Source organism: Actinocorallia aurantiaca (assembly GCF_039533685.1).
In the GTDB taxonomy this organism is placed as follows: Bacteria; Actinomycetota; Actinomycetes; order Streptosporangiales; family Streptosporangiaceae; genus Actinocorallia; species Actinocorallia aurantiaca.
In genome coordinates this window covers 18,374-40,775 of sequence record NZ_BAAATZ010000007.1, presented here as the reverse complement: position 1 = coordinate 40,775, position 22,402 = coordinate 18,374, and the positions used below count along the sequence as shown (strand labels likewise).

18 protein-coding genes are annotated in these 22,402 nt (G+C 72.5%); 13 read left to right on the top strand and 5 right to left on the bottom strand.

What is annotated here, in order from left to right; all coding sequences use genetic code 11:
- Nucleotides 1–204: 204 nt before the first annotated feature.
- The 4 genes from ABD327_RS10765 to ABD327_RS10750 are packed head-to-tail and all read left to right on the top strand — an operon-like array spanning nt 205 to nt 4,840.
- Nucleotides 205–1,653 (top strand): APC family permease, encoded by a 1,449-nt coding sequence (locus ABD327_RS10765; protein WP_344450150.1) that lies wholly within the window; start codon nt 205–207, stop codon nt 1,651–1,653.
- Complete coding sequence (locus tag ABD327_RS10760; protein ID WP_344450149.1) at nt 1,634–2,104, top strand: hotdog family protein; 471 nt, start codon at nt 1,634–1,636, stop codon at nt 2,102–2,104. Before ABD327_RS10765 ends, ABD327_RS10760 begins: the two co-directional genes overlap by 20 nt.
- Nucleotides 2,097–3,668, top strand: coding sequence for a class I adenylate-forming enzyme family protein (locus ABD327_RS10755; protein ID WP_344450148.1), 1,572 nt, complete (start codon nt 2,097–2,099; stop codon nt 3,666–3,668). Before ABD327_RS10760 ends, ABD327_RS10755 begins: the two co-directional genes overlap by 8 nt.
- Complete coding sequence (locus tag ABD327_RS10750) at nt 3,644–4,840, top strand: MAB_1171c family putative transporter (RefSeq protein WP_344450147.1); 1,197 nt, start codon at nt 3,644–3,646, stop codon at nt 4,838–4,840. Before ABD327_RS10755 ends, ABD327_RS10750 begins: the two co-directional genes overlap by 25 nt.
- Here ABD327_RS10750 and ABD327_RS10745 read toward each other — a convergent pair.
- The 3 genes from ABD327_RS10745 to ABD327_RS10735 all read right to left on the bottom strand — a co-directional run bounded on the left by ABD327_RS10745 (nt 4,777) and on the right by ABD327_RS10735 (nt 6,989).
- A complete protein-coding gene (locus ABD327_RS10745) occupies nt 4,777–5,634 on the bottom strand; it encodes an SAM-dependent methyltransferase (RefSeq protein ID WP_344450146.1) in 858 nt (285 codons plus the stop codon). The two genes, ABD327_RS10750 and ABD327_RS10745, sit on opposite strands and share 64 nt — an antisense overlap.
- Nucleotides 5,635–5,745: 111 nt before the next feature.
- Nucleotides 5,746–6,267, bottom strand: a complete 522-nt coding sequence (locus ABD327_RS10740) for a hypothetical protein (protein ID WP_344450145.1) — start codon at nt 6,265–6,267, stop codon at nt 5,746–5,748.
- Nucleotides 6,264–6,989, bottom strand: a complete 726-nt coding sequence (locus ABD327_RS10735; protein ID WP_344450144.1) for a hypothetical protein — start codon at nt 6,987–6,989, stop codon at nt 6,264–6,266. Before ABD327_RS10735 ends, ABD327_RS10740 begins: the two co-directional genes overlap by 4 nt.
- Nucleotides 6,990–7,129: 140 nt before the next feature.
- On the opposite strand from ABD327_RS10735, the gene ABD327_RS10730 reads away from it, so the two are divergent.
- The 3 genes from ABD327_RS10730 (at nt 7,130) to ABD327_RS10720 (ending at nt 10,834) form a co-directional block, all read left to right on the top strand.
- Nucleotides 7,130–7,729 (top strand): TetR/AcrR family transcriptional regulator, encoded by a 600-nt coding sequence (locus tag ABD327_RS10730; RefSeq protein WP_344450143.1) that lies wholly within the window; start codon nt 7,130–7,132, stop codon nt 7,727–7,729.
- A 217-nt stretch (nt 7,730–7,946) separates the two neighbouring features.
- Entirely contained in the window at nt 7,947–9,290 is a 1,344-nt protein-coding gene (locus ABD327_RS10725; protein ID WP_344450142.1) for an MFS transporter, read from the top strand.
- A 92-nt stretch (nt 9,291–9,382) separates the two neighbouring features.
- On the top strand, nt 9,383–10,834 hold the full coding sequence (locus ABD327_RS10720) for a pyridoxal phosphate-dependent decarboxylase family protein (RefSeq protein WP_344450141.1): 1,452 nt from the start codon (nt 9,383–9,385) through the stop codon (nt 10,832–10,834).
- Here the strand turns inward: ABD327_RS10720 and ABD327_RS10715 are convergent.
- Entirely contained in the window at nt 10,794–11,906 is a 1,113-nt protein-coding gene (locus ABD327_RS10715; RefSeq protein ID WP_344450140.1) for an acyl-CoA desaturase, read from the bottom strand. The two genes, ABD327_RS10720 and ABD327_RS10715, sit on opposite strands and share 41 nt — an antisense overlap.
- Nucleotides 11,907–12,101: 195 nt before the next feature.
- On the opposite strand from ABD327_RS10715, the gene ABD327_RS10710 reads away from it, so the two are divergent.
- The 4 genes from ABD327_RS10710 (at nt 12,102) to ABD327_RS10695 (ending at nt 19,022) form a co-directional block, all read left to right on the top strand.
- Complete coding sequence (locus tag ABD327_RS10710; RefSeq protein WP_344450139.1) at nt 12,102–13,379, top strand: cytochrome P450; 1,278 nt, start codon at nt 12,102–12,104, stop codon at nt 13,377–13,379.
- Complete coding sequence (locus tag ABD327_RS10705) at nt 13,376–14,959, top strand: peroxidase family protein (protein WP_344450138.1); 1,584 nt, start codon at nt 13,376–13,378, stop codon at nt 14,957–14,959. Before ABD327_RS10710 ends, ABD327_RS10705 begins: the two co-directional genes overlap by 4 nt.
- 327 nt (nt 14,960–15,286) lie before the next feature.
- Nucleotides 15,287–17,470 carry a hypothetical protein gene (locus ABD327_RS10700; protein WP_344450137.1) on the top strand — a complete coding sequence of 728 codons (2,184 nt, stop codon included), beginning with the start codon at nt 15,287–15,289 and terminating at the stop codon, nt 17,468–17,470.
- 556 nt (nt 17,471–18,026) lie between these two features.
- On the top strand, nt 18,027–19,022 hold the full coding sequence (locus ABD327_RS10695; protein ID WP_344450136.1) for an aldo/keto reductase: 996 nt from the start codon (nt 18,027–18,029) through the stop codon (nt 19,020–19,022).
- Between the two features lie 271 nt (nt 19,023–19,293).
- On the opposite strand, the gene ABD327_RS10690 is transcribed toward ABD327_RS10695, so the two are convergent.
- Complete coding sequence (locus tag ABD327_RS10690) at nt 19,294–19,716, bottom strand: VOC family protein (RefSeq protein ID WP_344450135.1); 423 nt, start codon at nt 19,714–19,716, stop codon at nt 19,294–19,296.
- A gap of 498 nt (nt 19,717–20,214) precedes the next feature.
- Between ABD327_RS10690 and ABD327_RS10685 the strand changes: the two genes are divergently transcribed.
- Both ABD327_RS10685 and ABD327_RS10680 read left to right on the top strand, forming a co-directional pair.
- Entirely contained in the window at nt 20,215–20,799 is a 585-nt protein-coding gene (locus tag ABD327_RS10685; protein WP_344450134.1) for a TetR/AcrR family transcriptional regulator, read from the top strand.
- A complete protein-coding gene (locus tag ABD327_RS10680; RefSeq protein WP_344450133.1) occupies nt 20,796–22,385 on the top strand; it encodes an MFS transporter in 1,590 nt (529 codons plus the stop codon). The genes ABD327_RS10685 and ABD327_RS10680 overlap by 4 nt, the downstream gene beginning before the upstream one ends.
- Nucleotides 22,386–22,402: the final 17 nt, after the last annotated feature.

Below are 22,402 nucleotides of genomic sequence, written 5' to 3'. Positions count from 1 at the left end.
TCGGTTGTGCGAGCTCCGCGCCGTTCAAGATCGAATCGCTGACGGGGCGGGGACGGAACGGGCAGTGCGTGACGAGCCTTCGTTGCGTCCCGTCCCAGCTCAAAACGGCCATATCCGGTCAGGTCCTCAGAAGTGGATCTTCTTGCGGTTCCTCTGTGACAGGTATGGAATCGCATGATTCGTTGATCTTCGGATGGGGTGGGGATGACCGGGACCGCCGGGGAGGTGGGCGCGCAGGCGCGGCTGGGCCGGACGTTGAGCGCGCCGAAGATAGTTTTCATGGTGGTCGCGGCGGCGGCGCCGCTGGTGGCGATGGCGGGAACGGTCCCGCTGTCGATGGGGTCGGGCAACGGGGCGGGCGTGCCGGGCGCCTACGTCATCGCGATGCTCACCCTGCTCTGCTTCTCCGTCGGTTACGCGGCGATGGCCCGTTCGATCACGGACGGGGGCGGCTTCTACGGCTACATCGCGCGCGGGCTCGGCCGTCCGGCCGCGGCGGGCGGGGCCGTGCTCGCGTTGACCGGGTACAACGGGCTCGTTGCGGCGCTGGCCGGGGGGATCGGCTACTTCCTCACCGAGATGGGCGGCGCGCCCGGGCCGTGGTGGGCGTGGACGCTGGGTGCGCTCGTCATCATGGGCGCGCTCGGGTACCGCAACATCGACCTGTCGGCGAAGGTCCTCGGCGTGCTGATGGTGTGCGAGATCGGGGTGCTGGTCGTCTTCGACGTCGCGGTGCTGGTGAACGAGGGGTTGGACGCCTTCCAGTTCACCTCCTTCGCTCCCGACACCATCCTGTCGGGAGCGCCCGGGGTGGCGTTCATGTTCGCGTTCGGGTCTTTCGTCGGCTACGAGGCCGCCGCGCTGTACTCCGAGGAGACCAAGGACCCGGCGCGTACGGTGCCGCGCGCCACCTACGCGGCGGTCCTGGTGATCGGCCTCTTCTACGCGCTCACCAGCTGGCTGATGGTCGGGGCGATGGGCGCGGACCAGACGAGGGAGACGGCCCGTACCCAGGAGGGCGACCTGTTCTTCTTCCTCACCGAGCAGCAGCTCGGCGAGGCCGCCAGCGCGCTGTTCGGGCTGCTCATCATCACCAGCCTCTTCGCCTCCCTGGTGGCCGGGCACCAGGCGGCCGGACGGTACGTGTTCGCGCTGGCCCGCGACGGCCTCGCCCCGGCGAAGCTCAGTGCCGTCCACGTCAAGCATGGTTCGCCGTACATGTCGAGCCTCGCGCAGAGCGGTTTCACCGCCGTGGTGGTGGTGCTGTTCGCGGTCGCCGGGCTCGACCCGTACAAGACGCTCGTGACCGTGATGAGCGGTCTGTCGACGCTGGGCATCGTGCTGCTGCAGGCGCTCACGTCCGTCGCCTGCGTGGTCTACTTCCGCAGGACGGGCTCCGGCGGGCTGCTGAGCACCCTGGTCGTCCCGTTGGTCGGCTGCCTGGGCCTGCTGCTCGCGGCGGCCCTCATCCTGCTGAACTTCGAGACGCTGGCGCACACCGGCTCCACGCTGATCAACGCCCTGCCGTACGCCGTTCTGGTGTGCGCGGTGGCGGCGGCGCTGTACGCGTTGTGGCTACGCAAGTCGGATGAGTCGCGTTATGTTCGGATCGGTGCGATGACAAGGGGAACCGATGAGCTACCCGCTGGCTGAGCTGCCCGCCCGCGTCGGCACGGAACTGTTCTGCTCCGACTGGATCCCGCTGAACCTGGAGGACGAGCAGGCGTTCGCCTCCGCGACGCTCCTGCGCGAGGACTTCCTCGGCCGCCCCCCGTCCAACGGCGACCCCTACGGCGAGAACCTGCTGTCGGGCTTCCTCCTGCTGTCCCTGCTGGTGGCCGTGCACAAGCGCTACCTGGACGTGGAGGCGGACACCGCGTACGGGCTGAACTACGGGCTCGAGAAGGTGCGGTTCCTCCACCCGGTCATGGCGGGGCAGAAGGTACGGATTCGCGCCGAACTCCTGGACGTCAAGGAGCGCGGGCCCGGACGGTACCGGGTCCTCACACGCAACGTCATGGAGGTCGAAGGGTCGGAGACCCCGGCGATGGTCGCCGACTGGCTCACCCTGTTCGTGGAACCCCAGGAGTCCGCCGATGAGTGAACTGCCCGGTGACGGCATCGTCCCCCCGGCCGTCCGGGTCGCGGACTACCTCACGTACTGGAGCGGGCTGAGGCCCGACGCGCTCTTCGACGAGCTCGACGGCCGCCGCCGCACCTACCGCGAGGCCGAGGCGGACGTGAACGCCTGCGCCTCGGCCCTGGCCGACGCCGGAGTGCGTTGCGGGGACAGGGTCGCGGCGCTGAGCACCCCCCGGCCGGAGTTCCTCACCCTGTTCCTGGCGCTGTCCCGGATCGGCGCCGCCTGGGTCGGCCTCAACCCGTCCCACACCAGGGACGAGATGCTGCACATCGTCTCCGACAGCGAACCGGTGCTGCTGTTCGGCCTGGAGCACCACCGGGGCCGCGACTACACCGAGGACCTCGCCGCCCTGCACCGCGCGGTGCCGAGCATCCGGGCGGTGCACCCACTGCCCGGCGCGGACTTCCTGAGCCGAGGCGACGGAACCCTCCCCGACCCGGGAGACCCGGACGGCGCGGCGCTCGTCGTCTACACCTCCGGCACCACCGGCAGACCCAAGGGTGTGCTCATCGGCCACCGGGCCTTCGCCGAAGGGTGCCGCCTCCAGGCCTCCCTGCTCTACCACCCGGACTGCGTCAGCCTGGCCAACCTTCCGGTCAGCCACGTCGGAGGGGTCATGGACGTGGCGTCGGTGCCGCTGGCGATGGGCGGCGCGATCCGGTTCATGGAGGACTTCGACCCTGCGGCGGTCCCCGGCGTCATCGAGGCGTCGAAGGTCACGCTGTGGGGCCAGATCCCGCTGATGTTCCAGTACGTCATGATGACGCCCGAGTACGCCTCCGCCGACCTGTCGTCGCTGAAGCGCGTCGGCTGGGGCGGTGCGCCGATGCCGCGTGAGACGCTGGCCGCGCTGCGGGCCACCGGCGCCCGGCTCACCTCCGTCTACGGGCTCACCGAGAGCTGCGTGGCCGTCGCCTACAACGACGAGACCGCCGACGACGAGAGCCTCACCACCACGGTCGGCCGCCCCGACCCGAGACTGGAGCTGCGCCTGGCCGGCGAGGACGGCGAACCGGTCCAGCCGGGGACGCCCGGCGAGATCCAGGTGCGCAACCCCTGCCTCATGACCGGCTACCTCGGCCTGCCCGAAGAGACCGCCGCGGCCTTCACCGAAGACGGGTTCCTGCGCACCGGCGACCTGGCCGCGGCCCGCCCCGACGGCGCGCTCACCCTCGTCGGGCGGCTGAAGGAGATGTACAAGTCCGGCGGCTACAACGTCTATCCCCGAGAGGTCGAGTTGGCCCTGGAAAAACATTCCGCGGTGGCGTCGGCCGCCGTCGTGAGCGTGCCGGACCCGGTCTACACCGAGGTGGGCGTCGCCTTCGTGGCGGGATTCGCCACGGCGGAGGAACTGGACGCGCACTGCCGCGAGCACCTGGCCCCCTACAAGGTGCCCAAACGGATCGAAGTCCTGCCGGGACTGCCGCTCCTGCCCGCGGGCAAGGTGGACAAGACGGCACTGCGCGAAGAGGCCCTCAAGACCCGCGAAGAAGCTCCCGGATGTTCCGCAGCGTCGTCTTCATAGCCTGCGCCGTCGCGATGACGGCCTGGTTCCTCTACAAGCTGCGGTACCTGCGCTCCCGGTGGGAGAGCCCGCGGTTGTGGGCGCTGTGCGCGGCGATCTTCTTCACCGCCGCGACGCTGTGGCTGGCGGCGCCCTCGAACGTGTTGTGGGTGGACGGCGTCACGGGCGTCCCCAACCTGTCGACGCTGCTGGTCGCCGCCTGCCAGACGGTGTCGGGCGGCGTCTACCTGACCCTGGCCCTGCTGTGGCGCCACCCGTTCCGGAAGGCGTGGCCGCTGGTGCGGTGGATCGTCCTGTCCTGCCCGTTGTGCGTCATCACGCTCTCGCTGCTGTTCTCCGCGTCGTCCACCCCGGTGGAGCGCACCGAGGACTTCAACACCTACTACGCCGGGCAGCCGACGGTGGCGGCGTTCTCCCTCCTGTGGCTGGCGTGGGTGCTGGCGGGGCACGCGATGCTCGCCTACTGGTGCTTCCGCTGGACCCGGGAACCGGACTACGCGGAGTTCCCCTGGCTGCGGCGCGGCCTGCGGCTGTACGGCGCTTACGGGTTGAACGTGGCGCTGTTCCCGCTGGTCGGCATCGTCGCGATCATCGCGCACCGCACCGGGACGGCCGAGCTGGACGAGCCCTACAAGGCGACGGGCCTGATCGTCGCCCCGATGGGCGTGCTGCTGGTGACGGCGGCGCTGACCCTGCCGACCCTGGGCCCCAAAGCGGACTCGGTCGCTTCCTGGACGTTCCGGTGGCGGCTCTACCTGCGGTTGCGTCCGGCGCACCGGGCGCTGGTGAAGGTGGCGCCCGAGCTGGCCCACACGGCCCCCGGCCGGCGGTTCGACCCCTACCACCGGACCCGGCGCATGGTGCTGGAGCTGAGCGACTGGCGCTGGAGCCTGGCGCCGTTGTTCGACCCGGAGCTGGCCGAGCTGGCCGAGCGCTGGGGCCGCAGGGCCGGCTACCGGGGGGAGGCGCTGGCCGCGATGGTCGAGGCCGCCCAGCTGAAGCACGCGCTGCAGGCCTGGACCAAGGGGGAGCGGAGCACGGCGAGGGACCGGGGGGGAGGGGAGGAGGCGCGGGACGGGGCGTTCACCACCGAGCTCACCTGGTGGGTTCAGGTCGCCGACGCGTTCTCCCGCTGCCCGGTCGTGGGCGCGGCCGTCGCGGCCCGCGCCTGACCGCCTCGCACCCGCCAGCCGATGCCGGTGTAGCCGGTCAGCCCCGGCACGTCCGGGTCGGGCCGCACGTCGACGATCTCGGGGGCGTGGGCGAAACCCGTGAACAGCTCGGCGATCTGGGCGTCGGTGCGGATGGACAGCCTGCCGCCGGTGCAGGCGTAGGTGTTCTCGACCGAGGCGACCATGCCCGGGTCCGCCCGGTCGCGGGACAGGTGGCTCAGCACCAGCGCGCTGCCCGCCGTCATGACGTTGCGGAACGCGCGCACCGTCTGCGCGGGCTCGGGCAGGTACGGCAGCACGTCGCCGAGCAGGACCGCCACCGGGCGGCTGAAGTCGACCGCCTCCGTCGCGCTCAGCCGGGCGATGAGGAGCTCGGGGGAGCGCAGGTCGCCCTCGAAGACCCAGACCCCGGGCCGTCCGGTGAGCAGGGCGCGGTTGTGCACCGAGACGACGGGGTCGTGGTCGACGTAGGAGACCCGGCAGGGACCGTGCTCCCGGACGACCTCGTGCGTGCAGGGGGAGGCGGGGAGTCCGGCGCCGAGGTCGATGAACTGGTCGATGCCGTGCTCGGCGGCGAGCAGGCCCGCGGAGCGCATGAGGAAGTCGCGTCCGGCGCGGGCCAGGGACGACAGTTCGGGAGCGGCCCGCAGGAGTTCGGTCACGGCGCGGCGGTCGCACTCGAAGTTGTCCTTGCCGTTCAGCAGGTAGTCGCTGATCCGGGCGGGATTGGGGGAGTTCAGGTCGGGTCCGGCGGGACGGCCGAAGGAGAAACTCGCGAGTGCGCTCTCCGTCACCGGCGCACCTCCCAGCTCTCATACTGGCGAGGGATCATCGCAGACCTCCGTGGACGTCAGTAGAACCGCAGCCTAGTCATCCGTGACCTTGATGGGCAAGACTCCCGGGGCTCAGCGCAGGTGCGCGAGCTCCTCCGCGATGCGCCGCAGCCGGGCCGACGCCTCGGGCGGGAGCGCCCCCGGCGCGGGCCCGCGGCGCTCGGTCAGCCGCTCCAGCAGCAGGTCGGCCAGGTCCTCGGCCTCCCGCTCCTGAGGGCCGGTGTGGCTGCTGCGGGCCGCGATGATCCGCGCCATCCGGCCGGGAAGGTGGGGGAGGAACTGCCGCCGCATGTCCTCCAGCGAGGTGGGCTCGTGGCCGAGCAGGACGTGCGAGAGCTCGTGCAGCAGGATGCCCATGCGGTGGTACCAGGACCGGGAGTTGGCGCAGTAGACGACGTAGGAGCCGTCGGCCAGCCGCACGGTCGCGCCGCTGAAGGGCGCGCCGCCCAGGGAGGTGAACTTCACCGCCACCTGCGCCTGCACCAGCTCGCCGAGCAGCGAACCGATGCCGCGGCACGTGTCCTGGTAGGTGGCCGAAGGCGAGGGCGCGAGCCGTTCGGCGGCCCACGCGCACAACGTCTCCCGATCGGTCATCCGCTGACACCTCCGGGTCGGAACGTCCACTGGGTCTCGCCCGTCTCGACCGCCTCGGTGACCGCGTGCACCGCCTGGCGGCGCAGCTCCGGCGTCCACTCCGAGGCGTGCCGCGCCAGCCGGGCGGCGAACTCCACCACACCGGCGTCGCGGAGCGCGATGAACCCGGCGAGCTCGGCGTCGATCACCTCGGCCAGCCGGTCGTCGAGGAAGTAGGAGACCTGCGGCCCTTGCCCGTCGCTGAGGCCGAAGAAGTCGGCCAGCGCCAGGATGTGCCGCAGCCGGGGATTGGGCTGGGTGCCGGGGGCCGGGTTGAGCAGCTCCCGGATGTAGCTCGAGGAGATCGACCCGAACCGGCCGCCCGAGGTGATCGTGGCGGCGGCCTCCTCCGGGGTGTAGGGGCCGCGGTGCGGGGGGTGGATCGCGGCGAACAGGTGGCGGAGCTTGCCGCTGAACGACCGGCGGGGCCGCTCGGGGCCCAGGCGCTCCCGCCTGCCTCCGACGAACACCGCGGGGCAGACGCCCAGCGCCGCCGCCAGGTCCTCGACCGTCTGGAGGGTGGGGTTGTCGCGGTGTCCCTTGCGCAGGTGGGAGATGTACCCGTCGGTGATCTCACCCCCGCTCCGGGTGATGAGCCGTGCCAGCTCGGTGTTGGCGAACGGCTCACGCCCCTCCGGCCGCGTGCACAGCCGGTCGAGGATCGTCGCGAAATTCTCGGTCATCCCTGCCCTCCAGGCGCCTCACTGTAGTGGGGCGGCCGAGCCGTCGATCACCGGACGGGACGGACGGCAGATTCCGGCCACAAGAGGACGTTTCCATCAAGTGATTGACTGAATGGCGAAGCTTGTCCTACTTTCCCGGGGTGACCAGTAGCGCAAGCAAGGTCCCCGCGGTGGAGCGCATCCTGGACGCGGCGACCCGCCTCTTCGCGGAGAAGGGCTTCGCGGGAGCCTCGACCCGCCTCATCGCCGAGACCGCGGGCCTCAACATCGCGACCGTCAACTACCACGTGGGCGGCAAACGCGACCTGTACCTGGCCGTCATGGAACGTGCCGCGGACCGTGAGCGCCACGCGCTGGAGGAGGTCATGAGGGCCTCCGCCCCCACCGCCGAGGACGCGCACCGGCTGGCCGACCGCTACCTCGACTTCTGCGTGGAGCACCCGGAGATCGCCGCGCTGTGGCTGCGGCGCTGGCTGTCCGACGCCGAGGACGTCACCTCCCTGGAGGCCGAGCGGGTACGCCCCCTGGTCGCCCGCATCGTCGACCTCGCCCAGCACGTGGCCGGCCCCGAAGCCGACGTCGAATACGCCGTCTGGTCGGTGATCTGGTGCGTACACGGCTTCGTGCGCGGCGGCGTCCTCGACGACCGGGGCGCACGCCGCCGCGGCGACGACCAGCCCGCCCTCCAACGCTTCCGCCGAACCCTCCACCACCTCGTGGACGGACTGCTGGACCTGTGAAGCGTCCGAGCCACGAAAGGCGAACCATGCCCAGCCGGGCCGAGGAAGGAAGGGCCGTGAAAGCGTGCCATGACAAGTCGGGTCCTGGCGGAAAAGGCGGTGGAAGACCGGACTGCGGAGGGCGGGTCATGACGAGCCGGGCCGTGGAACGCAGTGCCGTGGGAGACCGGGTCACGGAGGGCCGGGCATGAAAGGCGAGGCCTTGGAAAGCGGTGCCGTGAAAGGCAGGGTCGCCAGGGGGCGGCTGCTGGGATACGCACTCGGCTCGGTCGGGACCGGCGTCTTCTCCACCACTCCCGGGTTGCTGCTGCTCTACTACCTGACCAATGTGATGGGCGTCCCGGCGGCGGTGGCGGGTGTCGCGCTCGTCCTGCCCAAGGCGTGGGACGTGCTGCTCAACCCCTACGTCGGGGCGCTCAGCGACCGGGAGGCCGTGGGCACCGGGCGGCGCACCCGGCTGCTGCTCCTCGGCGCGGTCACGCTGCCGGTGCTGTTCGCGCTGATGTTCGCCGCGCCCGGGCACGGCACCGTCGCCGCGGTCTGGGTACTGGTGGTGTTCCTGCTGGCGGCCAGTGCCTTCGCCGCCTTCCAGGTGCCCTACGTGGCGCTGCCCGCCGAGATCTCCGACCTGCCCGCCGAACGGTCCCGCGCCATGGCGTGGCGGATCGTCGCGCTGACCGTCGGCATCCTCCTGGCCGGAGGCGTCGCACCCGCACTGGTCGACCTGGCCGGGGGAGGACGCGGCGGATACGCGCTCATGGGCGTGGTCGTCGGCCTGCTCATGGGGGCGGCGATGCTGGCCTCCACCCTGTCCACCCGCTGGATCACCTCACGACCCGGCCCGAAACCGCTGGGCTTCGCCGCCGCGCTGCGCGCCGCGCGCGGCAACCGGCCGTTCTTCGCGCTGCTCGGCGCGTTCGCCGTCCAATCTCTGGCCGTCGCGGTGATGCTCGCGGGCGCCGCCTACGTCGCCGAATACCGGCTGGGCGACGACGGACTCACCTCGGTGCTGTTCGTCTGCCTGGTCGCGCCCAGCGCCCTGGCGGTGCCGATGTGGAACCGGCTCGCGGGCCGGTACGGCACGGTGCCGTGCTACCTGCTGGCCGTCGTGCTCTTCGTCGTCGGAGTGCTCGCACTCCACCCCGCGCTCACCGCCGGGGCGGCGGCCGTGGTCTTCGCGCTGACCGGGCTGCTCGGCGTCTGCTACGCGGCATTGCAACTGCTGCCGCTGTCCCTGCTCCCCGAGACCGTCCACGCCGACGCGGGACGTACCGGGCACGCCCAGGCAGGGGCGTTCACCGGCGCCTGGACGGCCGCCGAGACCGGCGCGATGGCCCTGGGCTCCGGCGTGTACTCGGCCGTCCTGGCGTCCACCGGCTTCCGCTCCGCCGAAGCGGGACGGGAGGTGGCCCAGACGGACGGCGCGCTGGCCGGGCTCACCGCCGGATTCACCCTCGTCCCCGCCCTCCTGCTCCTGCTCAGCGTCCCGCTGGTGCTCGCATACCGCACCCGCGCGCTGGCCCACCGAACCGAAGGAACCCTTCCCGGGGACGGTGTGTGAGCGACCTCCATGACCGCACGCCCCGAAAGGCGGCGGGCGCGACGGCGTCGCACGCCCGTGTGACCTGGCCTCCCCACAGTTAAGGATTTCTGATGCTGCCCGAGAACGGACGCCCCGCCGAGGACCTGCTGGCCGAACTGGCCCGGCTCAAGGAGGCGGACCTGCCCGTCCACGGCGGGAAGGTGACCGCCTACGTCTACGACACCGGACGGGCCGAGGTCCGCGACGCCGCGGCCCGGGCCTACATGGCGATGCTGGAGGTCAACTGCCTGGACCCCACGGCCTTCCCCAGCATCGTGGAACTGGAGAAGCAGGTCGTCGGCGCCGTCGCCGCCAAACTGGGCGGAGGACCGGACACCCCGGGCATCTTCACCAGCGGCGGCACCGAATCGATCATGCTGGCGGTGAAGTCCGCGCGAGACGCCCGCCCGGTCGCCGCGCCCCGGCTCGTCGTCCCGGTGACGGCCCACCCCGCCTTCCACAAGGCGGCCCACTACCTCGGCCTCGAACTGGTCACCGTGCCGGTGGACACCACGACGTTCCGGGTGGATCCGGCGGCGATGGAGGCCGCGATCGACGAGGACTCCGAGAACACCGTGCTGGTCGCGGTGTCCGCGCCTTCTTACCCGCAGGGCGTGATCGACCCCGTCCCCGAGGTCGCGGCCCTCGCCTCGGCGCGCGGGATCCCCTGCCACGTCGACGCCTGCGTGGGCGGATGGCTGCTGCCGTGGATGCGCGACGCGGGAGAGGAGGTCGCCCCGTTCGACCTGACGGTGCCCGGCGTCACCTCGATCTCCTGCGACCTGCACAAGTACGGCTACGCACCCAAGGGGGCCTCGGTCGTCCTGTACGCCGACGAGTCGCTGCGCCGCCACGCCTACTTCGCCTCCGCGGCCTGGCCCGGATACACGGTCATCAACTCCACGGTGCAGAGCAGCAAGGGCGCCGGCCCGCTCGGCGGGGCGTGGGCGACGCTCCAGGCACTCGGCGAGTCCGGCTACCGGGAGCTGGCCGCCAACGCCGTGGCCGCCGCACGCAAGCTCGTCGCGGGCGTCGAGGGCATCCCCGGGCTGCGTGTCCTGGGCTCCCCGGCCGCCTCCCTGGTCGCCATCGCCTCCGACGACCCGGACCTGGACGTCTTCGTCCTGTCGGACAAGGCCCGCGACCACGGATGGCTCATCCAGCCGCAGCTGTCCTTCCCCGGCATCCCCGCCAACGTGCACCTGACCCTCACCGGCGTGAGCCTCGACGGGGTGGACGCCCTGCTCGAAGTCCTCGCCGAGGCCGCCGCGGAAGCCCGCGAGGCCGGCCCCGCGACCCTCCCCGAAGGCCTGGCCGAAGCCCTCCTGGAACTGGACCTCGACACCGTCGACGACGCCGGCTTCGCGGCCCTGCTGGCCTCCGTGGGCGCCGACCCCTCCGCCGAGCCCGGCACCGGCGGCGGCATGGCCGTGGTCAACTCCGTCCTGGACGCCCTGCCCCCGCACACTCGCGAGGGGCTCCTCATCCGCTTCCTCTCCTCCCTCTACCGCGCCTTCGCCTGAAAGGAAGATCAGGGACGCATAAAGGGGTCTTCACGAGGCGGGAGGAGAGGCGGGCCGGGTCGGGCCAGCGGACGTCGTGGGCCCAGCCGAGGCGTTCCAGGGCGCGGATGAGGGCGGCGCTGGGGTCGTGGTGGCCCTTGAGGACGCCGTGGCGGGCGCAGGTGGGATCGGCGTGGTGCCAGTTGTGCCAGCCCTCCCCGAAGGTGAGGAGGGCGACCCAGCGGAGGTTGGTGGACCGGTCGCGCGTGTCGAAGGGGCGGTCGCCGAAGCAGTGGGCGAGGGAGTTCACCGACCAGGTCACGTGGTGGACCACCGCGTAGCGGACGAGGCCCGCCCAGAAGAACGCCGTCCAGAAGCCGGCCCAGGACCAGGACAGCAGGCCGCCCAGCGTCGCGGGCAGCAGGAACGAGGCCGCCGCGACGAGCGGGTAGGCGGCGTCCAGCCGCCGGATGTCGGGGTCGGCCAGCAGGTCGGGCACCCAGTGCGCGCGGCTGGAACGGCGGCGTTCGGTGTAGAACCAGCCCACCTGGGCGTGCAGCAGCCCTCGGAGCAGGCCGAGGCCGCTCTCGCCGTACGCCCAGGGCGAGTGCGGGTCGCCGGGCCGGTCGGCGTACTTGTGGTGGCGCCGGTGCTCGGCGACCCACAGCGTCACCGGCCCCTGGAGCGCCAGGCCGCCCGCGACGGCCAGGGCGACGCGGACCGGCCGGACGCACTTGAACGCCCGGTGGGTGAGCAGGCGGTGGTAGCCGACGCTGATCCCGAAGATGTTGACCGTGTACAGGACCAGGGCGAGCGACAGGTCGAGCAGCCCGACCCCCCGTCCCCAGAAGACGTACACCGCGGCGCCGAGCACGAGGAACGGCAGCACGACGAGCATCACCAGGTAGGCGTGTCGGCGGGACCAGGAGACGGGGACCGTCCCGCGCGCGTCCGGCTCGGGTCTGATCGGGCTGACGGGCTCGGCGTCCGGCAGGACCGTCCCGCGCGCGTCCGGCTCGGGCCTGGCCGGGCCGACGGGTTCAGCGCCGGGTGGAGCCGTCCCGCGCGCGTCCGGTGCGGGTGGGTCGGGCATCGGGCCTCCCGGGGATGCGGTCGTGACTCCATTCGATCCGGGAGACGTGACGGTCGGTAGTGGCGCGGTGTGCATGAAAGTCTCACCCGGAGAATCGAATTGCCTACTCTTCGCGTTCTTCGGCTTGTGGACCGCGCGATCATCTGCTTACTCTCTGGCTCCGGCCGGTCACAGACCCCCTGCGTGGAGGCCAGCATGCACACCGACGGTTATCTCGCCCGATACGACGCGCTCCGGCAGACGGATCCGGGCGCGGCGCTCATGCTCCTGGCGGGCTGGCTGCGCACCGACTGGCGTGACCTGTTCGCCGAGCTCCGCGCCCGCAGACCCGTCCTGACGACCCCCGCGTTCACCCTCGTCACCCGCCACGCGGACGTCACCGAGGTGCTGTCCCGCCCGGACTCCTTCACCGTCGGGGCCTACACGGCGTCCATGGAGGCCGCGCTGGGCGGCCCCGTCATGCTCACCCGCGACGCCACGCCGATGAACTGGCGGGAGAAGGGCCTCATGCGGGTCATGCTCGCCCCGGAGGACGTGCCGGAACTGCGCGCGCTCACCGGGGCGCTCGCCGACGAGGCGCTCGACTCCGCCATCGACGGCCCGGGCGGCCCGGGCGGCCCGGACGGTGCGATCGACGTGGTCGGCTCCCTGTTCCGCGCGGTCCCGCTGGCCGTGTGCGCCCGGTACTTCGGCTTCCCCGGCCCTGACCCGCGGACGCTCTCGCGCTGGTCCCGCGCCGTCATGACCGACGTCACCGCCAACTTCGCCGGCGATCCCGCGGTCCGCGCGGCGTCCGCCGAGGCGGGCGCGGAGATGATGGCCTACCTCCGCGGCCTCGTCGCGGCCCGCCGCGCCGGCCCGGAGGGCGGGGACGTCCTCGGCCGGCTGGTGCGCACCCGGCTGCCGGAGGAACTGGGTTTCGACGACGAACGGATCGCCGTCAACACGGCCGGGCTCCTCCTGGGCTTCGTGGAGAACGCCGCAGGGTCGATGACGAACGTGCTCGCCCATTTCCTGGCGGACCCCTCGCTGATGGCGCGGGCCGCCGAGGCCGCCGTCGATCCCGAGCACTTCGAGCCCTACGTCTGGGAGGCGCTGCGGTTCGATCCCTTCCTCAAGATGATCGCCCGCGTCTCCGTCCGCGAGCACGTTCTGGCCTCCGGAGCGGTGGTCCCCTCCGGCGGTCTCGTCCTGGCCGCCGTCGCCTCGGCGATGTTCGACGAGACGGCGGTCGAGGAGCCGGAGTCCTTCCGGCTCGACCGGCCCGGGCACGTCCTGCTGCACTTCGGGCACGGCCCGCACGCCTGCCTCGGCGTCCACCCCGGACGCGCCGTCATCACCGAGGTGCTGCGCCGCCTGCTGCTGCGGCCCGGCCTGCGGTCGGACGGCGAGACCGTCCGCGACCGGGGCGTCTTCCCCGACAGCCACGTCCTGCACCTGGACGTCCCCACGTGCGAGGAGTCCCGGATATGAGCCGTTCCAGAGCACGGAGCATCGCCACCGACGGAGCCGTCAACCGGCTGCGCTTCCTCGCGCTCACCCACGGCCGGCCGCTCTGGCGGCTCGCCGAGACCGCCACGCCCGTCCGGCGCCGCCTCAACGCGACCCTGATCGACCAGGCGGTCCGCGAGATGCCGCCCCGGCCCGAGCCGCTGAGCACCCTGGCGCCCTACACGTCCTGGACGTCCCTCACCGACCGCACCTACAGCGGCAGGCACCTGCCCCCGCACGACGACCAGGAGACCGGCCGCCCGTCGGTCGACAAGGCCGCCGGCCTGTTCCTGCGGGAGGGACCGATGGACCCCTGCCCCCGCTCGACCGTGCTGTTCGCCTACTTCGCCCAGTGGTTCACCGACGGGTTCCTGCGCGGGGAGTCCCGTGAACCGCGCGATCCCCGGCGCAGCACCTCCAACCACGAGATCGACCTCAACCCGCTCTACGGCCTCGACGCGGCGGCCACCGCGGCGGTCCGCGCGCACGAGGGCGGCCTGCTCAAGAGCCAGCAGATCAACGGCGGCGAGTTCCCGCCCTATCTGTGCGAGAACGGCGAGATCAAACCGGAGTTCCGGGCGCTGTCGGCCGTGCGCATGGAGATGCTGCCGCCCGAGCGCCGCGACACCCTCTTCGCCCTCGGCGGCGATCGCGGCAACGTGCAGGTCGGTTTCACCATGATGACCGTGCTGTTCCTGCGCGAGCACAACCGCGTCGCCCGGATCCTGGCCGGCCACAACCCCGGCTGGGACGACGAGCGCCTCTTCCAGACCGCGCGCAACATCGTCATCGTGCAGGTCATCAGGATCGTGGTCGAGGAGTACATCAACCACATCACCCCCTACCACTTCCGGTTCCTGCTCGACCCGAAGCTCGGCACGGCGCTGCGGAACTCGCCCTGGCACCGGCAGAACTGGGCGTCGGTCGAGTTCAACCTCGTCTACCGCTGGCACAGCCTGATCCCCGGCGCGCTGTCGGTCGGCGAGCGGGAGCTGCCCCTGGCCGGCACGCTGTTCGGCGGGGCCCTCATCCCGGGGCCCGGCCTGGGCCGCCTCTTCGAGGACGCCTCCGAGCAGCGCGCGGGCCGCATCGGCCTCTTCAACACCGACCCGTCCCTGCGCGAGGTGGAGTTCTCCTCCATCGCCGACGGCCGCACCCTCGGCCTGGCCCCCTACAACGACTACCGGGAGCACTGCCGCTTCCCCCGCGTCCGGCGCTTCGACCAGGTCTCCGGCGACCCGCGCGTCCACGAGTCCCTGGCCGACCTCTACCGCGACGTGGACGACCTGGAGCTCTACGTCGGCCTGTTCGCCGAGGAACCCGGCTCCCCGAAGGCCGTCCTGCCGCCCCTGCTCACCAAGATCATCGCCATCGACGCCTTCTCCCAGGCCCTCACCAACCCCCTGCTGGCCCCCCGCGTCGCCAACGCGGCGACCTTCACCCGACCCGGCCTGGAGATCATCGCCGGCACCCGCACCCTCTCGGACGTCCTCCACCGCAACATCCCCGAGGACCCCGCCCCCCGCTTCGTCTCCATGACCTGGCGAGGCGCCGCCCGATGAGCGACGAAGACGAGGCTCCCGCCAGAGATCTGAAAGAGCGCGCTGGGGTGAGCACGGGGGAGGGCGGTGCTTCCGCCGGGGGTCCGGCGGGGCACGGTGAAGGCGACGGCACTCCCGCTAAGGGGGTGATGGGGCATGTCGCGACGAGTGCGGGGAAGGGCGGTGCCTCCGCCGGGGGTCCGGCGGTGGGAGACCTTGAGGAGGGTGGCGCCTCCGCCGGGCCGTCGGCGGGGTGTAGCGGAGAGCCGGGGGACGCTTCGGCGCGGCTGCTGGAGGCGGCTCGGGAGTTGGCGGAGATCTCCCATGCGCTGCGGGAGGTCTCCGGGCATGTCACGGCGGTGCTCCGGGATCCGGCGCTGGCGGGGTCGCTGCGGCGTTCGGCCCGCCAGCGGGGGGCGGGCGGAGCGGGCGCTGCTGCGGGCGGTCACCGACCGGCGCGGGCTGGGGTGGGCGTTCAGCGGGGGCGGGCTCGGGACGTTCGGGGCGAAACTCGGGGGGTTCGTGCACGCCGAGAACCTTCCGATCCGCGTGATGACCACGTCGTTGCGGCTGCGCATCGCGGCGGTCGTCCTGCGGCATCCCGAGCTCGCCGAAGATCCGCTGCTGCGCCGCCTGCTCGACGCCGTCTCCGCCGACGGGGACCTCGCCGCCGGGCGCGCGCTCCACGCGCTCGTCAAGGACCGGGGGGCGGCCCGCACCCTCTCGGGCGTCGCACCGATCTTCGGCGAACTGCTCGCGCTGCGCGCCCTGCTCGACAAGAACCCGCTCAACGACAACACCGCCTGGCTCATCGCCACGGGCCTGGGCGCCGCCACCGCCGATCCGCTCACCGGCATGAGCAACCGCGCCGTCGCCCGGCTCGACCGCGGCGCGGGCGCCGCCGTGCCCGCCCGGCCCGCACCGCACGAGGCCGAACGCCTCAGCGCCCGCGGCTCGTTCCTGGACTACCTGTCCGACCTGCTCGTCATCCGCCCCACGGGGCGCGTCCTCGTCCAGACCGTCCGGGGCCCCGACGGGGCGGAGCGCCACGTCGTGCTCGCCCCCGGCATGCGGATGGGCACCCCGCAGACGGACTCGCCGGCCGACCTCCTGGGCGCCTTCAGCAGCACGGTCCTGGACAGCGGCCCCTACAGCCGCTCCCTGGCCGCGGCCGTCGCCGACCACGGCGTCCCCCGGGGCGCCGAGATCGCGCTCATCGGCCACAGCGCGGGCGGCTCGGCCGTCATGAGCCTCGCCCAGGACCCGGAGTTCAACGCCCGCCACGTCGTGACCGACGTCATCGCCATCGGTTCGCCCATCGACTTCAAGCGGCCCGCCTCACCCGCCACGAGGGTCTCCAGCATCACCAACCACCACGACATCATCCCCACGCTCGACGGTCAGGGCGCCGGGAACTGCTTCGACCTGCACCCCGACTGGTACATCGTCGACTACACCGACTCCACCCACCTCTTCCCGGCCTGCCACGGCCTGGAGCAGTACGCGGCCAACCTCCGCGACGACCTGCCCGAGGCCCGCGCGCACCTGGAGGACCAGCTGTCCGCCTACACCGGCCCGGTCGTACGCCGCAGCCTCTACCGCCTGTACGACCACGCCCCGCACCCGCCGGGCTTCCCTTTCCTCACGGTGCCCACCCACCCGAGGGACACCTCCGAGGGGGCCGTCACCGTTCCGATCCGCACTTTCGACGCCGCGGTGTTCACCGCCTGGTTCACCGTCCCCGCCGCCCGAGTCGAGGCCCTGCTCTCCGGAACCCCCTTCACCGCGGTGACGGCGGGCTCCCGCGCCGTCGCGGTCCTGCACCTCGCCGCGCACCGCGAGAGCACCCTCGGCCCGCACCACGAGACCACCCTCAGCCTTCTCGTCCACTCACCTCTGCGCCCCCGCCCCGCCGACCTGTGCCGCGACCTGCTGCGCGCCCCGTCCCTGCGGCACGCGGGCCTGCACCCGCTGGCCACGGCCGTCACCACCCGCGAGGCCCGAGCCGCGGCCCGCGACCTGTGGTCCCACCCCGCGCACCTGGCCGAGACGACCCTCGACCTCACCCCCACGACCGTCGCCGCGTCCCTCACCGCCCCCGCGGACCCCGCGCCCGTCCTCACCCTCGCCGGCGCCCTGGGCCCCCGGCTCCGCCCTCCGCGCCCCCGCCGCCCCGTGACCACCCGAATCCTGTACTCCCACGCCGACGGCGTCCCCCTCCGCTCCCTCCTCCAGTCCACCGGCCCCACGGCCACCCACCCGGCCTCCCGCGTCTTCCTCGCCTCCACAGCCCCGGAACACCCCCTGTCCGTCCTCCTCCACGACCTCTCCCTCCCCGGAACCCGCCCCTTCCTCTGCCAGACCACCCCCTCCGCCCGCCTCCTGCGCCATCCCCCCGCCTCTCTCACCCCGGAGTTCGCGCCTGACGCCCTTTCCGGGACCGATCCGAGCCGGTCATCCGCCGTCCCGTCCTCCGCGCCATCCGACGCCTCGTCGCCCTCGCGCCTCCTCTCCCGACCTCTGGAACCCTGATGACCGACTCCCTCACCGCTCACTCCGACCGCCTGGCGTCCGACGTGGAGACCCTCGCCCGCTGCACGGCCCGCCTCCGCGACCTGGCCCGCCGCCTCCGCGCCGACGAGGCCGCACCGGCCTGGCTCCACAGCGCCCTCGACGCCCACCTGACCGCCTGTACGGTCGCCCACACCCGGCTCGACGCCGCCGCGACCTCCCTCCAGTCCCACGTTTCGGCCCTGGCCCAGCGCCCCGAAACGGGTGAAGCGTACGGACACCGTCGACAAGAAGGCCGCTTACGCGGCGGCCGGCATCCCGGTCCATCTGATCGGGTTCCTTTCCGAGGCGCAGGACTGCGTGGAGCGGATCGAGGAGTACCGGCTCTCAGAGGGCCTCCCGGTCTGTCTTCACACCCGCGCGCCGCCCCTCGCAAGCCCGATCCCATGGATGCCGGCGCGCTTGCCGAGGGAGGACGGGTCTGCTCGGCCCGCAGGACGAGCCGGCCGGATCCGCGGGTGAGGGTGAGGCCCGTCTCACGGTCCGATGAGGTTCTCCGGTGGGTAGGGGACCTGGCATGGATTATGTACAGCTGGGACGGACGGGGCTCAAGGTGAGCCGACTGGTGCTCGGGACCATGAACTTCGGGCCGGAGACCAACGAGGCGGACAGTCACAAGATCATGGACGCGGCGCTCGACGCGGGCGTCAACTTCTTCGACACGGCCAACGTGTACGGATGGGGGGAGAACAAGGGCCGCACCGAGGAGATCATCGGCACCTGGTTCGCGCAGGGCGGCGGGCGCAGGGACAAGACGGTGCTGGCCACCAAGGTGTACGGGAACATGGGCGCCGACGGGAGGCCCTGGCCCAACGACGACAAGCTCTCGGCCCTGAACATCCGCCGCGCCGCCGAGGCCTCCCTCAAACGGCTCGGCACGGACTACATCGACCTCTACCAGTTCCACCACATCGACCGGGCCACCCCCTGGGACGAGATCTGGCAGGCGATGGACGTGCTGGTCCAGCAGGGCAAGGTCCTGTACGTCGGCTCGTCGAACTTCCCCGGCTGGAACATCGCCCGCGCCAACGAGGCCGCGGCCCGGCGCGGCTCCCTCGGCCTGGTGAGCGAGCAGTGCCTGTACAACCTCTTCGAGCGCCGCGCCGAGATGGAGGTCATCCCCGCCGCGCAGGCCTACGGTCTCGGGATCATCCCGTGGTCGCCGCTGCAGAGCGGCCTGCTCGGCGGCGTTCTGCGCAAGGAGCGTGAGGGAGGCGGGTCCCGCTCCCTGTCCGAGCGCAACCGGCAGGTACTGGCCGATTCCGGGAACCGCGCCAAGATCCAGGCGTACGAGGACCTCTGCGGCTCGCACGACCTGGACCCGGGCGAGGTCGGGCTGGCCTGGCTCCTCACCCGCCCGGGCGTCACCGGCCCCATCGTCGGCCCCCGCACCTCCGAACAGCTCGAGTCGGGCCTGCGCGCCGCCGAACTCGACCTGTCCGCCGAGTTCCTCCGGGAACTGGAGGAGATCTTCCCCGGCCCCGGGCCGTCCCCGGAGGCCTTCGCCTGGTGACGGGAGCGTCGGCCCCGCCGCATGACGGCGGGGCCGACGACCGGTCGGGAGCCGCCCCGGGGCCGTGCGAACGTCGCGCCCCCGAGGATGCGAAGGACGCGGACCTCGGCGGTCGACGATCCGGTGGCGGACGGGCGTGCCGTGACCGGCCTGCCGGGGGATGCCCCACGGCACACCGGTGGGAGCACACCCGGCCCCTCCACCGTTCACCGCGCCACGAAGGGGCGGAGGCCACCGCCGCCCGCCTGCGGTGGCCGCCCTGGGGCGCCCTTCACGGCCGGGCGTACGGCCTGGTCATGATCTCCATGTTGTGGCCGTTCGGATCGTCGAAGTACGCGCCGCGGCCGCCGAAGAGGCGGTTGATCCGGCCGGGCTCGGTGTGGCTCGGGTCGGCGTAGTAGGTGACGCCGACCGCCTCCAGGCGGGAGAGCATGAGGTCGAACCGCTCGTCGGGTACGAGGAACGCGTAGTGCTGCGGCTGGATCGGCTCGTCGCGCTTCTCGTAGTAGTCGAGCGTCACCCCGTTGCCGAGCTCGACGGGGAGGAAGGGCCCCAGGGGCGCGCCGACCCCCAGGCCCAGGATCACGGCGAGGAACTCGGCCGACAGTCGCCGGTCCACGGCGTGGACGACGGTGTGGTCCAGCCGGACGGTGGGGGCCGACGGCTCGGCCCGGTACTGCTGTTCGTGTGACATGCGTGGATTTCTCCAGGTCTTGGCTCCGTCGGGGAGCGCCGCGCGGGCGCTGAGGAAGAACGGGGAAGGACCTGGGAAAGGCGGGGCTCTGGCCCGCCTCGTGCTCAAGCCGAGGCCGGGACCCTCACTCGTGTGTGGCCCATGGCCGACCCGGCAGTCACCCGACCGACCCTAACCTCAGGCCTCGGCCGGGACAACCCGAATCGGGGAGGCGCGGCCGGGTTCTCCGAAGCCGTGCGGCGGAGCCGTCGGCCGCGAAGGGCCCGTCCGGCCGCCGTCATCGGGCTGCGCGCCTGGCGGGCGGGGAAGGCCGGACTTCTCGCGACCGGGTTCCCGGGTTGGAGGAGGGCGGTGGCGGACTCGCCTTCGGCTGAGGCACTCCCCGCTCTTGTCTGTTTCGGTGTTCGCCCGGTCCGCTTCCGTTCTCTTATAGTACGTCCGTACATGTACGTTTGTACTAATGAAGACGATCATCGGCGGAACAAGGAGGCGGGCGCGGTGACCGGTCGGGAGACGGGGAGCAGGGCGCGGCGGGACCCGGAGGGGCGGCGCCAGGCGATCGTCGAGGCCGCGGCGGCGCTCGTCGTGGAGGACGGCGTCACGGAGCTGACGCATCGGCGGGTGGCCGAGCGGGCCGGGGTGCCGCTGGGGGCCACGACGTACTACTTCTCCTCGTTGGGGGAGCTGGAAGAAGAGTCGTTGCGGCATCTGGCCGAGTGGATCGAAGCCGATCTCCGGGAGGTCGCGCGAAAGCTGGAGGCGTGCGGCGGAGAGCCGGCGCCGCTGGCGGAGATGATGCACGCCTATCTGAGGGACCGGGCGCGGATGCGGGCGGACGCGGCGTTGTACGTGGCCGCCATGCGGCGTGAGGAGCTGCGGCCGTTGGCGTTGCGGTGGTTCGACGGGCTGGTGGAGGTGTTGTCGGCCCACACCGACGCGGAGTCGGCGCGGGCGCTGGCGGTGTTCGCGGACGGTGCCGCCATGCACGCGGTGCTGCACGACGAGCCTTTGGACGTCGCGCTCCTGACCGGCGCGGTCGTCAAGCTGATGGCCGACCGGGCGGGGGAGGTGACCGGGCGATGAGCGTCCTGGGGAACGAGGACTCACGGGCGGAGGCGCCGGAGCTGCCGTCCTGGCGGCGGTGGGCGTGCCTGGCGGTGCTGTCGGTGAGCCTGCTGGCGGTCGTGATGGACATGTCCGTGCTGAACGTCGCGCTGCCGGACCTGGCGGCGGATCTGAGCCCGTCGGCGACGCAGCAGCTGTGGATCGTGGACGTGTACTCGCTGGTCCTGGCGGGCCTGCTGGTGTCGATGAGCGCGCTGGCCGACCGGTGGGGGCGCAAGCGGCTGCTGCTGGCGGGGTTCGGCGTGTTCGGCGCGGCCTCGCTGGTGGTGCTGGCCGCGACGACCGCCGAAGGGGTGATCGCGGTGCGGGCGCTGCTGGGAGTGGGCGGGGCGCTGATCATGCCGACGACGTTGTCGATGGTCCGCACGGTGTTCACCGACCCGGCCGAGCGGGCCACGGCGCTGGGGGTGTGGGCGGCGGTCTCGTCGCTGGGCATCGCGGTCGGGCCGATCGTGGGCGGGCTGCTGCTGGAGCACTTCTCCTGGCAGGCGGCATTCCTGGTGAACGTGCCGCTGATGGCCGCGGGCATCGCCGCCGGGGTGTGGCTGCTCCCCGAGTCCCGCGCCTCGAAGCCGGGCCGGTGGGATCCGCTCGCGACCGCCCTGTCGATCGCGGGCATGGCCTCGCTGGTGTGGGCGATCAAGGATCTGGGCGAACGCTACGCCGACGACGGTCTGGCCAACCCCGTGGCCTGGACCGTGCTGGCCGCCGCGCTGGTCGCGCTCACCTGGTTCGTGCTGCGGTGCCTGCGCCGCCCCGATCCGCTGCTGGACGTGCGGCTGTTCGTCCACCGGGCCTTCACCGCCGGGACGCTGACGGCGCTGGCGTCGATGTTCGCGATGGCCGCGCTGCTGCTGCTGGTCGCCCAATGGCTGCAACTGGTCGAGGGCCACTCTCCGCTGAAGGCCGGGGTGTACCTGCTCCCGATGGCCGTCGGAGCCCTCCTGGCCTCCCCGGCGGCGCCCATGCTGGCCGCCCGGATCGGCGTCCGCGTCGTGCTGGGCGGAGGCCTGGCGATCGCCGGCGCCGGCTTCCTCCTGCTGTGCCTGGCCCCGGCCCCGCTGTCCTACCCGTGGGTGGCGGCGTCCCTGGCGTTGCAGGGCGCGGGGGCGGGCGCGCTGGCGGTCGCCTCGGCGGTCATCATGTCCGGCAGCCCGCCGGACAAGGCGGGCAGCGCGGCCGCGATCGAGGAGACCTCCTACGAGCTGGGCAGCGTCCTGGGGATCGCGATCCTGGGCAGCGTCGCCGCCGTCGTCTACCGCGCTCACCTGACGCTGGACGACCTGGCGGCCCAAGCCGTGCGCGACGGCCTGCCCGCCCCCGCCGTCGACGAGGCCGCGGACTCCGCCCGACAGTCGCTCGGAGGGGCGATGGAAGCGGCCTCCCGCGCCGGTCTGCCGGACCTCGCGGCCCGTGCCCAGGAGGCCTTCACCGACTCCCTCGTCCGGACCGGCCTCCTCGGCGGCGTCTCCCTGCTGGCCTTCGCCGCCGTGGTCTTCGCCCTCACCCCCCGCGACGCGGACCCCATGCACCAGCAGCACTGACCGGCCGGAGAACGGAG

Coding starts and splice junctions, on each gene's coding strand:
- ABD327_RS10765 (WP_344450150.1), top strand. CDS start 205: ATGACCGGGACCGCCGGGGAGGTGGGCGCGCAGGCGCGGCTGGGCCGG.
- ABD327_RS10760 (WP_344450149.1), top strand. CDS start 1,634: ATGAGCTACCCGCTGGCTGAGCTGCCCGCCCGCGTCGGCACGGAACTG.
- ABD327_RS10755 (WP_344450148.1), top strand. CDS start 2,097: ATGAGTGAACTGCCCGGTGACGGCATCGTCCCCCCGGCCGTCCGGGTC.
- ABD327_RS10750 (WP_344450147.1), top strand. CDS start 3,644: ATGTTCCGCAGCGTCGTCTTCATAGCCTGCGCCGTCGCGATGACGGCC.
- ABD327_RS10740 (WP_344450145.1), bottom strand. CDS start 6,267: ATGACCGATCGGGAGACGTTGTGCGCGTGGGCCGCCGAACGGCTCGCG.
- ABD327_RS10735 (WP_344450144.1), bottom strand. CDS start 6,989: ATGACCGAGAATTTCGCGACGATCCTCGACCGGCTGTGCACGCGGCCG.
- ABD327_RS10720 (WP_344450141.1), top strand. CDS start 9,383: ATGCTGCCCGAGAACGGACGCCCCGCCGAGGACCTGCTGGCCGAACTG.
- ABD327_RS10715 (WP_344450140.1), bottom strand. CDS start 11,906: ATGCCCGACCCACCCGCACCGGACGCGCGCGGGACGGCTCCACCCGGC.
- ABD327_RS10710 (WP_344450139.1), top strand. CDS start 12,102: ATGCACACCGACGGTTATCTCGCCCGATACGACGCGCTCCGGCAGACG.
- ABD327_RS10705 (WP_344450138.1), top strand. CDS start 13,376: ATGAGCCGTTCCAGAGCACGGAGCATCGCCACCGACGGAGCCGTCAAC.
- ABD327_RS10700 (WP_344450137.1), top strand. CDS start 15,287: ATGTCACGGCGGTGCTCCGGGATCCGGCGCTGGCGGGGTCGCTGCGGC.
- ABD327_RS10695 (WP_344450136.1), top strand. CDS start 18,027: ATGGATTATGTACAGCTGGGACGGACGGGGCTCAAGGTGAGCCGACTG.
- ABD327_RS10690 (WP_344450135.1), bottom strand. CDS start 19,716: ATGTCACACGAACAGCAGTACCGGGCCGAGCCGTCGGCCCCCACCGTC.
- ABD327_RS10680 (WP_344450133.1), top strand. CDS start 20,796: ATGAGCGTCCTGGGGAACGAGGACTCACGGGCGGAGGCGCCGGAGCTG.